This window comes from Saccharopolyspora flava (assembly GCF_900116135.1).
GTDB lineage: Bacteria > Actinomycetota > Actinomycetes > Mycobacteriales > Pseudonocardiaceae > Saccharopolyspora > Saccharopolyspora flava.
Genome location: NZ_FOZX01000002.1, coordinates 52798 through 67371, shown reverse-complemented (window position 1 = coordinate 67371; position 14574 = coordinate 52798). Strand labels below are relative to the sequence as shown.

The 14574-nt window shown below is 71.5% G+C and carries 16 protein-coding genes; 11 read left to right on the top strand and 5 right to left on the bottom strand.

Going from position 1 to position 14574, the window contains the following annotated elements:
- Positions 1 to 87: 87 nt before the first annotated feature.
- From BM424_RS07120 to BM424_RS07095, 6 genes are all read left to right on the top strand, one after another.
- Complete coding sequence (locus tag BM424_RS07120; protein WP_245775673.1) at positions 88 to 729, top strand: rhomboid family intramembrane serine protease; 642 nt, start codon at positions 88 to 90, stop codon at positions 727 to 729.
- A complete protein-coding gene (gene murI, locus BM424_RS07115; RefSeq protein ID WP_093414814.1) occupies positions 726 to 1541 on the top strand; it encodes a glutamate racemase in 816 nt (271 codons plus the stop codon). The genes BM424_RS07120 and murI overlap by 4 nt, the downstream gene beginning before the upstream one ends.
- Positions 1538 to 2308: an MBL fold metallo-hydrolase gene (locus tag BM424_RS07110; RefSeq protein ID WP_093414813.1), complete on the top strand. Its 771-nt coding sequence runs from the start codon at positions 1538 to 1540 to the stop codon at positions 2306 to 2308. Before murI ends, BM424_RS07110 begins: the two co-directional genes overlap by 4 nt.
- Positions 2309 to 2358: 50 nt before the next feature.
- On the top strand, positions 2359 to 3114 hold the full coding sequence (rph, locus tag BM424_RS07105; RefSeq protein ID WP_093414811.1) for a ribonuclease PH: 756 nt from the start codon (positions 2359 to 2361) through the stop codon (positions 3112 to 3114).
- A complete protein-coding gene (gene rdgB, locus BM424_RS07100) occupies positions 3111 to 3716 on the top strand; it encodes an RdgB/HAM1 family non-canonical purine NTP pyrophosphatase (protein ID WP_093414810.1) in 606 nt (201 codons plus the stop codon). The genes rph and rdgB overlap by 4 nt, the downstream gene beginning before the upstream one ends.
- Before the next feature lie 249 nt (positions 3717 to 3965).
- On the top strand, positions 3966 to 4724 hold the full coding sequence (locus tag BM424_RS07095) for a sulfite exporter TauE/SafE family protein (RefSeq protein ID WP_093414808.1): 759 nt from the start codon (positions 3966 to 3968) through the stop codon (positions 4722 to 4724).
- A gap of 42 nt (positions 4725 to 4766) precedes the next feature.
- Here the strand turns inward: BM424_RS07095 and bcp are convergent, their stop codons facing one another.
- Complete coding sequence (gene bcp / locus BM424_RS07090) at positions 4767 to 5240, bottom strand: thioredoxin-dependent thiol peroxidase (protein ID WP_093414807.1); 474 nt, start codon at positions 5238 to 5240, stop codon at positions 4767 to 4769.
- Between the two features lie 31 nt (positions 5241 to 5271).
- Positions 5272 to 5403, bottom strand: coding sequence for a hypothetical protein (locus tag BM424_RS29720; protein WP_281248682.1), 132 nt, complete (start codon positions 5401 to 5403; stop codon positions 5272 to 5274).
- Positions 5404 to 5618: 215 nt separating this feature from the next.
- Here BM424_RS29720 and BM424_RS07085 point away from each other — a divergent pair, with 215 nt between their 5' ends.
- From BM424_RS07085 to BM424_RS07075, 3 genes are all read left to right on the top strand, one after another.
- The gene (locus BM424_RS07085) at positions 5619 to 7352 is read left to right on the top strand and encodes a pyruvate dehydrogenase (protein ID WP_093414805.1); all 1734 of its coding nucleotides are present in this window, start codon (positions 5619 to 5621) and stop codon (positions 7350 to 7352) included.
- Positions 7353 to 7615: 263 nt separating this feature from the next.
- Positions 7616 to 8464, top strand: coding sequence for a helix-turn-helix domain-containing protein (locus BM424_RS07080; RefSeq protein WP_245775672.1), 849 nt, complete (start codon positions 7616 to 7618; stop codon positions 8462 to 8464).
- Positions 8465 to 8659: a DUF397 domain-containing protein gene (locus BM424_RS07075; RefSeq protein WP_093414802.1), complete on the top strand. Its 195-nt coding sequence runs from the start codon at positions 8465 to 8467 to the stop codon at positions 8657 to 8659. It begins immediately after the preceding gene.
- A gap of 18 nt (positions 8660 to 8677) precedes the next feature.
- Here BM424_RS07075 and BM424_RS07070 read toward each other — a convergent pair whose 3' ends face one another.
- The 3 genes from BM424_RS07070 to BM424_RS07060 form a co-directional block, all read right to left on the bottom strand.
- Complete coding sequence (locus BM424_RS07070) at positions 8678 to 10198, bottom strand: PH domain-containing protein (protein WP_093414801.1); 1521 nt, start codon at positions 10196 to 10198, stop codon at positions 8678 to 8680.
- Positions 10195 to 10689 (bottom strand): PH domain-containing protein, encoded by a 495-nt coding sequence (locus tag BM424_RS07065; RefSeq protein WP_093414799.1) that lies wholly within the window; start codon positions 10687 to 10689, stop codon positions 10195 to 10197. The genes BM424_RS07070 and BM424_RS07065 overlap by 4 nt, the downstream gene beginning before the upstream one ends.
- A gap of 68 nt (positions 10690 to 10757) precedes the next feature.
- Positions 10758 to 12260 (bottom strand): ArnT family glycosyltransferase, encoded by a 1503-nt coding sequence (locus BM424_RS07060; RefSeq protein ID WP_093414798.1) that lies wholly within the window; start codon positions 12258 to 12260, stop codon positions 10758 to 10760.
- A gap of 181 nt (positions 12261 to 12441) precedes the next feature.
- Here BM424_RS07060 and BM424_RS07055 point away from each other — a divergent pair, with 181 nt between their 5' ends.
- Both BM424_RS07055 and BM424_RS07050 read left to right on the top strand, forming a co-directional pair.
- Complete coding sequence (locus BM424_RS07055) at positions 12442 to 13665, top strand: sensor histidine kinase (protein ID WP_093414796.1); 1224 nt, start codon at positions 12442 to 12444, stop codon at positions 13663 to 13665.
- Positions 13658 to 14317, top strand: coding sequence for a response regulator transcription factor (locus BM424_RS07050; RefSeq protein WP_093414795.1), 660 nt, complete (start codon positions 13658 to 13660; stop codon positions 14315 to 14317). The genes BM424_RS07055 and BM424_RS07050 overlap by 8 nt, the downstream gene beginning before the upstream one ends.
- Positions 14318 to 14574: the final 257 nt, after the last annotated feature.

Below are 14574 nucleotides of genomic sequence, written 5' to 3'. Positions count from 1 at the left end.
AACGCTCCCGTCACCGCCCCGATGCGCACCCGGAATCGGGGTCATTCCCGATCCCGCACCTCGTTCCCCGCGGCTAGGCTCGGTGGGGTGACACGCCCGATGGAACGTCCGCGCCCGCGCGTGCTGCCGGCGAACCCGCTCAAGGCCGCGTTCGGCATGCTCGTCTGCGTCGCCGTGCTGTTCGGCATCGAGCTCTACGACGTGGCGACCCCGGCGCCCAACATCGCGATGGACCTCGACGGCAACGGCATCCGGCCGCGCACCCTCGACGGGCTCGACGGCATCCTCTGGGCACCGCTGCTGCACTTCGGCTGGCAGCACCTGATCAGCAACTCGGTGCCGCTGTTCGTGCTCGGCTGGCTGCTGCTGGCCGGCGGTCTCCGGCAGTTCATCGGCGTCACGGCCGTGGTGTGGATCGTGGCCGGGGCCGGGACCTGGCTGATCGGCGCGCCCGGCTACCACGTCGGCGCCTCCGGCGTGATCTTCGGCTGGATGGTGTTCCTGCTGCTGCGCGGGTTCGCCCAGCGCAGCATCGCCCAGATCCTCGTGTCGGTGGTGCTGTTCTTCTACTGGGGCGGGATGCTCTGGGGCGTCCTGCCCGGACAGCCCGGCATCTCCTGGGAGGGACACCTCTTCGGCGCGATCGGTGGGGTGCTCGCCACGTGGCTGGTGGCGCGCAGCACTCGACGGCGGGTTTCGCGGACCGAGCCTGGCACACTGGCCGGGTGACCAACGCTCCGATCGGGATCTTCGATTCCGGTGTCGGCGGGCTGACCGTGAGCCGCGCGATCATGGACCAGCTGCCCGGCGAGACCGTCCACTACGTCGGTGACACCGCCAACGCCCCGTACGGGCCGATGCCGCTGGCCGAGATCCGCTCCCGCACCCTCGCGATCACCGACTCGATGGTCGACGACGGGGTGAAGATGCTGGTCATCGCCTGCAACACGGCCTCGTCGGCCTGCCTGCGCGACGCCCGCGAGCGCTACTCGATCCCGGTGGTGGAGGTCGTGCTGCCCGCCGTGCGCCGGGCCGTGGCCACCACCCGCAACCGCAAGGTCGGCGTCATCGGCACCGACGCCACCATCCGCTCCCGCGCCTACGACGACGCGTTCACCGCCGCCCCGGACATCGCGCTGACCACGGCCGCCTGCCCGCGGTTCGCCGACTTCGTCGAGCGCGGCATCACCAGCGGCCGCCAGGTCCTGGGCCTGGCGCAGAACTACCTCGACCCGCTGCAGCAGGCCGGCGTCGACACGCTGGTGCTGGGCTGCACCCACTACCCGCTGCTCACCGGGGTCCTGCAGCTGGCGATGGGCGAGGACGTGACCCTGGTGTCCAGCGCGGAGGAGACCGCCAAGGACGTCGTCCGGGTGCTCACCGAGCGGGACGAGCTCGCCGAGCCCGGTCACGTGCCCGAGCACCGGTTCCACGTCACCGGCGAGCCCGAGCGCTTCGCCCGGCTGGCCCGCCGCTTTCTCGGTCCGGCTCCCTCGGCCGATGCCGTTCTGCCGCTGCGCATGTCAGGCTCTCCCGCATGAAGCTGACGGTCCTCGGTTGCGCCGGGAGCATTCCCGGACCCGACTCGCCCGCCTCCGGGTACCTGCTGGAGTCCGGGGACACCCGGATCGCGCTGGACCTGGGCAACGGCACCCTCGGTGCGATGCAGCGGTTCCTCGACCCGTTCGACCTGGACGCGCTGCTGTTCAGCCACCTGCACCCGGACCACTGCGCCGACTTCGGCGCGCTGACGGTCTACCGGCGCTACCGGCCGAACCCGCCCCACGACCCGCGCGCCCGGCGGCTGCCGGTGTTCGGCCCGGCCAACGCGCCGGAGCGGCTGGCCGCGCTGTACGCGCCGAGCGCCGAGGAGCTCGCCGAGACCGACCTGTCCGACGTGTTCGACTTCCGGCCGGTCAGCACCGAGCCGGTGACGGTCGGGCCGTTCACGATCCGCGCGGTCGAGGTCGCCCACCTGTGCCAGACCTGGGGTTTCCGGGTCGAGGCCGAGGGCCGGGTGCTGGCCTACACCGGCGACACCGGTCCCTGCGCGCAGCTCACCGACCTGGCCGCCGGGGCGAACGCGCTGCTCGCGGAGGCCTCCTGGGAGCACCACGAGGACGCCCCGGCCGACGTGCACCTCTCCGGCCGCCAGGCGGGCGAGGTCGCCCGGACCTCCGGGGCCGAGCGCCTGCTGGTCACCCACCTCGTGCCCTGGACCGATCACGCCGCCATCGAGGCCGAGGCCAAGGCGGCCTTCGGCGGACCGGCCCAGCTCGTCCGGGCCGGCGCGAGCTACGAGGTCTGACGCGCGGGGGCTTTCGCGAAGGTCGGGACGCCTGGGCTTAGGGTTGGGTCGTGGCTAGAGCGGATGGACGCAGTGATGACCAGCTGCGCGATGTGAAGATCACGCGCGGGTACCAGGACTGGCCCGCGGGCTCGGTGCTGGTGGAGTTCGGGCGCACCCGGGTGCTGTGCGCGGCCAGCGTGCAGGACGGCGTTCCGCGCTGGCGCACCGGTTCCGGCCTGGGCTGGGTGACCGCCGAGTACGCGATGCTGCCGTCGGCGACCAACACCCGCGGCGCCCGCGAGTCGGTGAAGGGCCGCATCGGCGGCCGCACCCACGAGATCTCCCGGCTGATCGGCCGCTCGCTGCGCGCCTGCATCGACATGGCGGCGCTGGGTGAGAACACCATCACCCTGGACTGCGACGTCATCCAGGCCGACGGCGGGACCCGCACCGCCGCGATCACCGGCGCCTACGTGGCGCTGGCCGACGCGGTGACCTGGCTGGGCGCCGCCGGTCGGCTGTCCGACCCGAAGCCGCTGTCCTGCTCGATCCAGGCGGTCAGCGTCGGCGTCGTCGACGGCCGGGTGCGGCTGGACCTGCCCTACGAGGAGGACTCCCGCGCCGAGGTCGACATGAACGTGGTCGCCACCGACCACGGCACGCTGGTCGAGGTGCAGGGCACCGGCGAGGGCGCCACCTACACGCGGTCCACGATGGACCAGATGCTGGACTTCGCGCTGGCCGGTTGCGGTGAGCTCGCCCGCCTGCAGGAGGCCGCGCTCGCCGAGCCGTACCCGGGTGAGCTGCCCGGAGGCGCCGCATGACCCGGTTGCTGCTGGCCACCCGCAACCAGAAGAAGCTGGTGGAGCTGCGCCGGATCCTGGAGGCCGAGGGCGTCGCGGGCCTGGAGGTCGTGGGCCTGGCCGACGTGCCGGAGTTCCCGGAGGCGCCCGAGACCGGGGCGACGTTCGAGGACAACGCCGTGGCCAAGGCCGCCGACGCGGCGCGCGCCACCGGGCTGCCCGCGGTCGCCGACGACTCCGGCCTGGAGGTCGACGCGCTCAACGGCATGCCCGGCGTGCTCTCGGCCCGCTGGTCCGGCAAGCACGGCGACGACCAGGCGAACCTGGATCTCGTGCTCGGTCAGCTGGGCGACGTGCCGGACGAGCGGCGGGGCGGCGCGTTCGTCTCCGCCGCCGCGCTCGTGCTGCCCGACGGGACCGAGACCGTGGTGCGCGGCGAGTGGCGCGGCACGATCATCCGCGAGCCCCGGGGCGCCAACGGCTTCGGCTACGACCCGATCTTCGTCCCGGACGGCGAGACCCGCACCAGCGCGGAGCTCACCCCGGAGGAGAAGGACGCCGACTCGCACCGAGGCCGAGCCCTCCGCCTGCTCCTCCCGTCCCTCAAGCCGCTCGCCGGGTGATGTGATGCGGCGAAGCCGCATTCTCTTCCACCACCCGAGCAACTGGCACCGCCGCGGGTTCTGAGCGCTTTCGTGGCGAGTACGCCGTGACGCCGTGTATTGGCATACATCAGGAGCGGCGCACGGAGTCCACGGAAGCGCTCAGGTTCCGCTACCCGCACCGCCGAGCAGGGTGACCACGGAAACCTTCCCTGTGACTCCGCTCGCCCCGGTGGGGGCGGGACGTGGTTGGACGGCTAACTTCGGTGCGTGTTCACGGATTGGTTGGAGCTGGCCCTGCTCGTCGTCGTCGGATTCCTGTCCGGCGCGGTGAACGCGGTGGCCGGTGGCGGTTCGCTGCTGGTGTTCCCGGCGCTGCTGGCGACGGGGATGCCGCCGCTGGTGGCCAACGTGACCAACTCCGTCGCGCAGGGGCCGGGCTTCGTGGGGGCCGCGGTCAGCCAGCGCGAGGACCTGAAGGGCAATCCGCGCAGGCTGTGGACCACGTCGATCGCGGCCTGCGTGGGCTCGGCGATCGGCTGCGCGCTGCTGATGGTGCTGCCCGGCGAGGTCTTCGACGCCGTGGTCCCGGCGCTGGTCGGGCTGTCGGCGGTGCTGATGGCCTTCCAGAACACCATCCGCGGCTGGCTCGGCTCGCCCGCCGAGGGGGCGCCGGACCGGACGGTGCTGCTCACCACCGGGATCTTCCTGGCCTCCATCTACGGCGGCTACTTCGGCGGCGCGCGCAGCGTGATCCTGATCGCGATCCTGGTGCTGGCCGCGACCGACAGCATGCGCAGGCTCAACGCGCTCAAGAGCTGGCTGGGCATGATCGGCAGTGCCGCGACGCTGGTCGTCTACGCCCTGATCGCGCCGGTCGACTGGGTCGCGGTGGCGATGCTGGTGCCGACCACGGTCCTCGGCGGATTCGCGGGCGGCAAGCTCGCCCAGCGCCTGCCCTCGACCCTGCTGCGCTACGTGGTGGTCGTCATCGCAGCAGGCGTCGCCATCTACATGGCCTTCGACTGAGGCCGCCCGGGCGGTCGCGGTGACCTGCCCGGGCGGGCGGGCTCAGACCCCGATCTCCTTGCGGAGGCGGTCTACGTGGCCGGTGGCCTTGACGTTGTAGAGGGCCTTGGCGATCTTGCCGTCGGGGTCGACGACGAAGGTCGAGCGGATGACGCCCTGGACGATCTTGCCGTAGTTCTTCTTCTCCCCGAACGCGCCCCAGGTTGTCATCACCGAGCGGTCCTCGTCGGACAGCAGCGGGAAGGTCAGCCCCTCCGCGTCGCGGAACTTCGCGAGCTTGGCGGGCTTGTCCGGCGAGATGCCCAGCACGTCGAACCCGGCGTCGTTGAGCTCGGCGAGGCTGTCGCGGAAGTCGCAGGCCTCCTTGGTGCAGCCCGGGGTGCTCGCGGCCGGGTAGAAGTAGACGACGACCGATCGGCCGCGGTAGTCGCTCAGCGAGACGGTGTTGCCGTCGGCGTCCGGCAGCGCGAAGTCGGGCGCCGCGTCGCCGTCCGCAAGTCGGTTCTGTTCGGTCATGACCGCGACGCTAGCCGATGGGCCGGACGGCTCACTCGGGCAGCGTCGCACCGCCCGCGGCCGGGGTGAGCTGGGACACCTGCTCGATGGCCGGTTGCTCCGGCGGCTGATGGCTGACGAGGAATCCGCCGACGATGAGCCCGGCCAAGGCCGAAGCGGTCACGGCAACAGCGCACCTGATGTAGACGCGGACGGACACCGTCGAAATTCCTTTCACAGCGCGGGAAAACACCCTCCGGGGTGGACGTGGTGGAGATCGCCGGAATCGAGCGCTTCGTTACCGGTGTCCCTCGAACGGGCTACCGGGTTGCGGGTGCCGGGTCCCGCGCGTAGACGAGGGGGTGGCCCCATCGATCAACCGTTCACGGAGGAGCGCGCATGCCGACCGTCGCCGAGCAGTTCATCGAAGTCCTCGTGCAGGCCGGGGTGAAGCGGATCTACGGCATCGTCGGCGACAGCCTCAACCCGGTCGTCGACGCCGTCCGCCGCACCGAGGGGATCGAGTGGGTGCACACCCGCCACGAGGAGGCCGCCGCGTTCGCCGCGGGCGCCGAGGCACAGGTCACGGGCAGGCTCGCGGTGTGCGCGGGCAGCTGCGGTCCCGGCAACCTGCACCTGATCAACGGGCTCTACGACGCGCACCGCAGCGGGGCTCCGGTGCTGGCGCTGGCCTCGCACATCCCGTCGGAGCAGATCGGCACCGGCTTCTTCCAGGAGACCCACCCGGAGGAGCTGTTCAACGAGTGCAGCCACTTCTGCGAACTGCTCTCCCAGCCCGACCAGATGCCGCGGCTGCTGCGCAGCGCCATCCAGACCGCCGTGGGCCGGCGCGGGGTGTCGGTGCTGGTGATGCCCGGTGACGTCGCCGAGGAGTCCACGACGAAGCCGACCGGGCAGGGCGTGGTCGACTGGGAGCCGCCGACGCTGCTGCCCTCGGCCGACCAGGTCTCCGCGCTCGCCGAGCGGATCAACCGGGCGGAGCGCCCGATGCTGTTCTGCGGGGCGGGTTCTCGCGGCGCGCACGCCGATGTGATGGAGCTCGCGGAGAAGATCAAGGCCCCGGTCGGGCACGCGCTGCGCGGCAAGGAGTGGATCCAGTACGACAACCCCTACGACGTCGGCATGAGCGGCCTGCTCGGCTACGGCGCCTGCTACGAGGCGATGCACAAGGCCGACCTGGTGCTGCTGCTGGGCACCGACTTCCCGTACGACAACTTCCTGCCGCAGGCCAACACGGTGCAGGTCGACATCGAGCCGACGCACCTGGGCCGCCGCACGGTGCTGGACCTGGCGGTGCACGGCGACGTCGCCGAGACGATCCGCGCGGTGCTGCCGCAGCTGCGCACCAAGACCGACCGCTCGTACCTGGACCGGATGCTGCGCGAGCACGCCGGTCAGCTGGAGAAGGTGGTCGACGCCTACACCCGCAACGTCGAGTCGCAGGTGCCGATCCACCCCGAGTACGTGGCCGACGTGCTCGACGACCTGGCGTCGGAGGACGCGGTGTTCACCGTGGACACCGGCATGTGCAACGTCTGGGCCGCCCGCTACATCACGCCCAACGGGCGCCGCCGGGTGCTGGGCTCGTTCGTGCACGGCTCGATGGCCAACGCGCTGCCGCAGGCCATCGGCGCGCAGCTGGCCGAGCCGAACCGCCAGGTGGTGTCGATGTCCGGTGACGGCGGTCTGGCGATGCTGCTGGGCGACCTGCTGAGCCTGCGCACCCACCGGCTGCCGGTGAAGACCGTGGTGTTCAACAACTCCTCGCTGGGCATGGTGAAGCTGGAGATGCTGGTCGACGGTCTGCCGGACTTCGGCACCGACCACGACGGCGTCGACTTCGCCGCCATCGCCCGCGCCGCCGGCATCCACTCGGTGCGGGTGGAGAAGCCCGGCGAGGTCCGGGACGCGCTCTCCGAAGCGCTCTCGCATCCCGGTCCGGCGCTGGTGGACGTGGTGACCGACGCCAACGCGTTGTCGCTGCCGCCGAACATCACCGCCGAGCAGGTCAAGGGCTTCGCCCTGGCGGTCAGCCGCACGGTCCTGTCGGGCGGCGTCGGAAAGATGCTGCAGCTCGCCCGCAGCAATCTCCGCAACGTTCCGCGTCCTTGACGCCGGCGGGTGTCAGTCCCTCGGTCGTCGGGGTGAGAGGTGGCCCGCGCGCCACCAGAGCAGCAGGCCGACGCCGAAGAACACGGCCCACACCAGCACGGACACCATCATCAGCAGATACATGTCACCCCCACGCCGCGGCGGTCCGGCCCTCCTGCTCGGGCCGCCGCGCACCAGCATCCCGGCAAGAAGCTTCCGCGTGAAGATGTCGTACGGGTGATCAGGTTGTGACTCGTCGTGGTGGGCCGGGCAGGATGGGTGGCATGACAGTCAGTCCCACGGTGCGTCGCCGGAGGCTGGCCGCCGAATTGCGCAGATTGCGCGCCCATTCGGAGGTCACGCAGCAGCAGGCGGCCAGCCATCTCGGTTGCACGCAGGCGAAGATCGGCCGATTCGAGACCGCGAAGAGATCCCCCTCGGTCGGTGACGTGTCGGCGTTGCTGGACTTCTACGGGGTGGACAGCGCCGAGCGGGAGAAGCTGATCAACCTCGCCCGCGACGCCCGCAAGCGCGGCTGGTGGCACTCCTACAGCGACGTGCTGCCGGAGTGGTACGAGACCTACGTGGGTCTCGAAGCCGAGGCCTCCAGCATTCACACCTACGAGTCCGAGGCGATCCCCGGACTGCTGCAGACGCGTGAATACGCCTACGCCATCACCAAGTCCACGCTCATCCGCGCGCACGACGCGGAGATCGGGCGGCGGGTGGACCTGCGCATCCAGCGGCAGGAGCGGGTCACCGGCGACAACCCGCTGGAGCTGTGGGCGGTGGTCGGCGAGGCCGCGCTGCGCCGCCGCGTCGGCGGTGACGGCGTGCTGCGCAGGCAGCTGGAGCACATGCTCAAGCTGGGGCAGCTGCCGAACGTGACGCTGCAGGTGATGCCGCTGGACGCCGGAGCGCATCCGGCGCAGGCCGGGCCGTTCGTGATCCTGCGCTACTCCAACCACATCGACCCCGACGTGGTGTACCTGGAAACCCATGTGGGTGGCCTGTACCTCGAGCGCGAGATCGAGCTGACGAACTACGCCACGATGATGGATCATCTGAGGGCGCACGCGGTAGATCCCGAAGGTTCGGTCGATTTCATCCAACAACGCATAGGAGAGCTGTAGATGGCGCACATATCCGGCTGGCGCACGAGTTCCCGGTCGCAGGGGCAGGGGCAGTGCGTCGAGGTCGGCTTCGGATCCGATCACGTTGGTGTGCGGGACACCAAGAACCGGGGGGCGGGGCGCATCGAGATCGCCTCGCAGTTGTGGAAGGACTTCGTCGGCGGCCTCAAGAGCGGCCGCTTCGACCAGGGCTGAATCCGGCGGGGGAGCGCGTTATTTCGGGGGGCGCTCCCCGTCAGAACTCGAAACCTTTTCAGCCGCAGTGGTTTCCAGGAACGGCGCCAGGAGGCCGGGAACGGCTTCGTCGGCCAGCGCCAGGCCGTCGCCGGTGCCGACGTCGTAGACGCGGTAGAGGCTCGAACCGGCGGCGGTCGTGGCTCCCACGGTCATCAGGTCGGCCCGGCGCTGGAACACCGTGCGGGAGATCCGCCAGCCGATGATGTTCTCGCGCTGCAGCGCGACGGTGCGCCGGGCCGCACTCCCGTTGCGCGCCACCAGGTATCGCTCGTCCATCGCGTGCCCGAGGCCGCGGTGGGCGTCGACGGCGAAACCGATCCCGGCGGCCAGCGCGAGCACCACGAGCACGACGGCGAACGACACCGGGATCCAGCCGGGCACGGCTGGAACCGCCAGCACCACGGCCACGCCCAGCGCGCTCCACAGCGCCCAGCCGATCCGCCGCCGCAGGGCCGCGCGCGGGTGCGGGGTGAGGGCGAGGTCGAACGGCCGGTCGCGCAGCACGGCCGCCGCCACCCGTCGCGCCTCGGCGCGCGGCGCGGGAGGCAGCAGCATCTTGCTCTCCGGCTGCTTCTTGTCCTGCGAGGTGTCCCGCAGCCCGGTCGCGACCGCCGCGAGCCGGGCGCCGCCCGCCAGCCGCAGCGGCAGCGGCTCGCCGAGCTCGACGCCGCGCAACCGGCGCTCCTCCAGCGACAGCGAGCGCGTGGTGAGCAGGCCGCGCTTGACGCGCAGCGTGCCGGGCTCGCGGCTGAGCTGGTAGCCCCACCACATCTCCAGCGACAGCAGGAACGCCCCGACGACCCCGACGAGCAGCGCGATCCCGGCCACGACCAGCGCGAACGCCACGATGCCCAGGGTCACGACGACCCCGCCGAGCGCCTGGAACACACCCCACTTGCGCAGCAGGTCGTCGAAGGAACCGACGGCCGAGCCGATCGCGCCCCACACCACCAGCATCAGCGAGACGGTCAGCGCCGAGTAGCCCAGCCACCGCGGCTTCAGCCGCGACAGCACGCCCTCGTCCGGTGCTTCCTCCACAGTGGACCCGTCGCCGAGGGTCATGCTGCGGCGCAGCGATTCGGCGTCCTCGCGGGAGATCGACTGGAGCTTGATGGTCGCCTCGTCGGCCTGCGCCCCGGTGCTCACCTTCACCGTCGCGATGCCGAACAGCCGCTCGTGCGGGGCGGCGGTGATGTCGACGGTGCGGATCCGGTCGCGCGGGATCGACCGGTGGTTGCGGAACACCCCGCCCTGGCGCTGCTCGAACCGCTCGCCGGTGATCCGGTAGCGGAAGAACACCCGCTCGTAGGTCGCGCCGCCGACGATGAGCGCCGCGGCGCCGAGCGCGGCCAGGAACGCGATGAGCACCGCGGTCGTCCCCGCCCCGGCCAGGACCATGACCAGCAGCGTCGGCAGCGCCGGCGCGGCGACGAGGGCGGCCGACGCGGGAACGGCCTTCACGTCCAGCCGGTGCCACTGCCCGTCGACGACGTTCATGTCGCATCTCCCGGGGTCGCCTGGGTGGTGGCGGTGAGCTGCTCGACGACCGCCGCCGCCTGCTCCCGGTCCATGCCGTCGATGGTCAGCGGACCGGCGGCCGAGGCGGTGGTGACGGTGACGCTGGAGAGGTCGAACAGCTGCTGCATCGGCCCGCGCACGGTGTCGACGGTCTGGATCCGCGACATCGGCGCGATCCGCCACTCCTGCCGCAGCCAGCCCGCCGAGGTGTAGACGGCGTCGTCGGTGATCTCCCAGCGGTGCACGCGGTACCGCCACTGCGGCATCACCACGACGTAGACCGCTCCCAGCACGGCGAGGACCACCGCGGGCAGCAGCAGCCAGAAGCGGGCCGGCGCGATCAGGATTCCCAGCACCACCAGCACGATCACCGGAGGCAGCGCCGTGGCCAGGGCCTGGGCGGTCCACCAGCCGATCGCCCGCTTCTCCACGCGGTGGCGCGGTGGGCGCAACCGCAGTTCCTCGGCCATCTCGGGCCCCTTTCGTGGACGTGCCGCCGATTGTGTCGACATCGCGGTGCCACCGCTCGCGTTTCGGCTCATTGCATCGTCGTCACCGCGGGCCAGATCTGCTCCCACGGCACGGTGCGCCCGCTCAGCACCCACACCTTCAGGTCACCGTCGTCGGTGACCAGCCGGGCGTCGGTGAAGAACGGCCGGGCCTCGTCGGCCTTGCGCGCGAACAGCACGATCGTGTCGACCCCGTCGTCGGGGTGGCCGAAGAACCCGTAGCCGCGGTGCGGGCTGTACACCTCCGGCAGCGGGTGGTGCCTGCTGCCGATGTCGAGCATCGAGGCGGAGATGTAGCTGTCGCCGACGACCGCGGTGCGCGAGCGCTGCTCGGCGGGCAGCGACAGGTAGACGTCGGAGACCTTCCGGGCGATGCCGTCGCTGACCCGATCGCCGTGCGTGTGGATGATCTCCGTGGAGAACCCGCGGTTGATCGCGTCAGCGGAGAAGATCATGCCTCCGGCCGCCAGCGCGGTCGCCGCGTAGACCGGCCAAGCCGCCCACCCCCAGCGGGACGGCTTGGTCTCGCGCCTGCGCTGCAACCCCACGACGGCCGCCGCGATCGGCAGCCCGTACATCCCGATCAGGTAGTAGGGCCGCGCCGCGGTGACGACGAAGAAGATCCACAGCGCGATCATCGCCAGCGCGAACATCCGGTACGGGCGCAGCCACGTCTTCGTCAGCAGCAGCCACAGGCCGATCAGCACCAGCGCGGTGCCCAGCACCCCGGAGTACAGCAGCAGCATCACGGCCGTGCCGCTGCGACCGCCCGACAAAATCGGCGACTCGGCGGCCACGACCCGCGCCATCTCCAGCTGCGGCCAGCCGTGCAGCGCCTGCCAGATCAGCGCGGGCGAGGCGATGACCAGCGCGATCCCGGCGCCCGCCCACAGCTTCGGCCGGGCCAGCAGCGCGCGCGGCCCGACCACCAGGGTGCTCAGCAGCATCGCCGCGCACAGGATCGCGACCTGGAACTTCGCCTGCAGGTTGATGCCCAGCACCAGCCCGAACACCAGCAGCAGCCGGTCGTCGGCGACGCCCTGCGAGTGCTGCCGCAGCCAGCGCACCAGCGGCAGGAACAGCGCCGTCCACAGCAGCGGCTCGAAGCTGTAGGGCGCCAGCCAGTGCCCCACCAGGTTCGCCCACAGACCGGTTCCGCCGGCCAGCGCGGCGATCGTCTGCGCCCTCCGGTCGGCGCCGAACTCGCGCGCCAGCAGCGCGACGAGCACGACCGTCGCGCCGGTGGCCAGCGCGACCGGCAGCCGCAGCACGAACATCGAGTCCGGTGCCAGGAAGTCCATCGCGGCACCGATCATCGGCACCAGCGGCGGCTGGTCGGCGTAGCCCCAGTCCGGGTGGAAGCGCCCGGCCGCGAGCATGTAGACCTCGTCGATCCAGTAGTCGCCGAACGCCCCCATGACGGCGTGCGCGACGGTCAGGACCCCGGCGATGCTCAGCGTCGGCCACATCGCCCACGGGTGCGGCGGACGTCTCGAGCTCGCGTTCGACCGCTCGGTCTGATCGATGATCATCGTTCCCCCAGGAATCGCGGTGTGCCACCAGTGAAGCGCGGTGCGCGCACGGCCCACCACCGCTGTTCGTCGAGTTCGTGCGCGGCGAAGGTTGCGGGCACCCGCAACCTTCGTCTACTCCTGCGGGTCGTGCGGTGGTTCTCACCGGGTGCGGCGGGCCGCTGCGCCTACCGTGGGAGCTGTGGAACACCCGTGGTGGCGGCTGCTGTGGAACGACCGGCGCGAGGCGGTCTTCGACATCGCGCTCGTCGTCGGGCTGCACGTGTTCGTGTGGACCCTCGGCAGGCTCTACCCGGGCGTGCCCGGGATCGAGAGGTACGACTGGATCGGCGGCCTCTGGCTCGCGCACCTGCTCAACACGGCCCTCGGCATCGGACTCCTCGCGCGCCGCCGCTACCCGATGGCCCTGCTGTGGCCGGTCGCCGTGATCTCGGTGGCGCAGGCCCTGCTCATCGCGTTCGGACCCGGGCCGTTCCTGCAGATCAACCTGCCGTCGGACCCGTGGGCACCCGGCCTGACGCCGCTGGTGGTCTACGCCGCCGTCGTCTACCAGCGCCGCGCCCGGTGGCTGATGTGGGTGCTGATCGGGTTCGTGACGCTGGTGTGCCTGCGCCCCTGGACCTTCCCCGACACCGACACCGTGCTCGGCGGGGCGCTGTGGTCGATCGTCCCGGTCCTGCTCGGCCTGTCCGCGCTCGGGCTGCGCGACCGCGCCGAACGCGCCGAGCGCGAGCAGGAGCTGCGCGCCGAGCAGGCCCGCGCCGACGAGCGAGCGCGGCTGGCCGTGGAGATGCACGACGTCGTCACCCACCGGATCAACCTGATGGTGCTGCAAGCCGGCGCCCTGGCCGTAGCCGGCGAGGACCCGGCCGTGCGCCGGGCCGCCGAGGAGCTGCGCGCCAGCGGCAGCCAAGCGCTCACCGAGCTGCGCGATCTCGTCGGCGTGCTGCGCCGCAGCGAGACCGAACCGCAGGACCACCGCGCCGACCCGCCCGCGTCCCTGCCCGACCTCGACGAGCTCGTCGCCCAGTCCGAAGCCGTCGGCATGTCCGTCCGGTTCACTGTGGACGGACGCCCGGGTCCGGTGACCTCCGCGGTCGCCCGCACCGCCTACCGCGTCGTGCAGGAAGGGCTGACCAACGCGCACAAGCACGCGCCCGGAGCCCACGTCGACGTGCGCGTCCTGCACAGCGACGACCGGGTGCGCGTGCTCGTCCGCAACACCGCCACCGCCGGTCCCCGCGAGCCGAACGACAGCGGCGGGGGAGTGGGACTGCTCGGGCTCCAGCAGCGGGTCGAGCTCGTCGGCGGCACCTTCCGCGCCGAGCCCGTCGACGGCGGCGGGTTCGAAGTCGAGGCCATACTGCCCGGGTACGTGCCCACCGAGGAGAGCGCCGATGCCTGAGACGATCCGCGTGCTCGTCGTCGACGACGAGCCGATGGTCTGCGCGCACCTGCGCACCATCCTCGGCTCCGCGCCCGACATCGACGTCGTCGACGAGGCCCAGGACGGCGCCGCCGCCGTCGAAGCCGTCGTCCGGCACCGGCCCGACGTCGTGCTCATGGACCTGCGGATGCCCGGCGTCGACGGGCTCACCGCCACCGAGCGGATCTGCCGGATGCCCGAGCACCCGTCCGTCGTCGCCCTGACCACCTTCGACGCCGACCAGTACGTGCTGCGCGCCCTGCGCGCCGGAGCCGTCGGGTTCCTGGTGAAATCCACGCCGCCGCACGACCTCATCGGCCTCGTGCGCGTCGCCGCCGACGGGCACACCGTGCTGTCCGAGGAAGCCAAGCGCCGGCTGCTCGCCGCCACCGGAGGCGAGCAGACCGCCCGCGAACGCGCCCTGCGGATCACCCGCGACCTCACCGAGCGCGAGACCGACGTGCTCACCTGCCTCGGCCGCGGCATGTCCAACGCGCAGATCGCCTCCCGGCTGCACCTGTCGGAAGCCACCGTGAAGTCCTACGTCTCGCGGATGCTCGTCAAGCTCGACTGCGAAAACCGGTTGCAGGCCGGACTGCTCGCCTACGACGCCGGACTCGTGCCCCGGTGACGCACGGCACAGCGGCTGTCACTAGGCCATCCGAGTGGATTGGGCCAACAGGTTTAACGATCAATCGAGTGAGGTCCGCCGATCGGCTCTGGAATATTCCACCCAAGATCGGTACACCATAGGAGACGCGTTCCACACGGTTGTCGGGGCCGGGAACGCGTCGGCGCCGTCGGTTCGGGGATCGATGGCGCGAACTGGTCGGAGGGGTCCGGCCGAAACGAAGGTGCCCTCGGCGCAATCGGGGTGCGCCGAGGGCA

What these genes read in the sequence shown, in the direction of transcription:
- bcp (WP_093414807.1), bottom strand. Translation starts at nt 5,240, where the DNA reads ATGACCGAACAGAACCGACTTGCGGACGGCGACGCGGCGCCCGACTTC.
- BM424_RS07065 (WP_093414799.1), bottom strand. Translation starts at nt 10,689, where the DNA reads ATGGCCGAGGAACTGCGGTTGCGCCCACCGCGCCACCGCGTGGAGAAG.
- BM424_RS07075 (WP_093414802.1), top strand. Translation starts at nt 8,465, where the DNA reads ATGGCGCACATATCCGGCTGGCGCACGAGTTCCCGGTCGCAGGGGCAG.
- BM424_RS07070 (WP_093414801.1), bottom strand. Translation starts at nt 10,198, where the DNA reads ATGAACGTCGTCGACGGGCAGTGGCACCGGCTGGACGTGAAGGCCGTT.
- BM424_RS07050 (WP_093414795.1), top strand. Translation starts at nt 13,658, where the DNA reads ATGCCTGAGACGATCCGCGTGCTCGTCGTCGACGACGAGCCGATGGTC.
- rdgB (WP_093414810.1), top strand. Translation starts at nt 3,111, where the DNA reads ATGACCCGGTTGCTGCTGGCCACCCGCAACCAGAAGAAGCTGGTGGAG.
- BM424_RS07085 (WP_093414805.1), top strand. Translation starts at nt 5,619, where the DNA reads ATGCCGACCGTCGCCGAGCAGTTCATCGAAGTCCTCGTGCAGGCCGGG.
- BM424_RS07060 (WP_093414798.1), bottom strand. Translation starts at nt 12,260, where the DNA reads ATGATCATCGATCAGACCGAGCGGTCGAACGCGAGCTCGAGACGTCCG.
- BM424_RS07110 (WP_093414813.1), top strand. Translation starts at nt 1,538, where the DNA reads ATGAAGCTGACGGTCCTCGGTTGCGCCGGGAGCATTCCCGGACCCGAC.
- BM424_RS07080 (WP_245775672.1), top strand. Translation starts at nt 7,616, where the DNA reads ATGACAGTCAGTCCCACGGTGCGTCGCCGGAGGCTGGCCGCCGAATTG.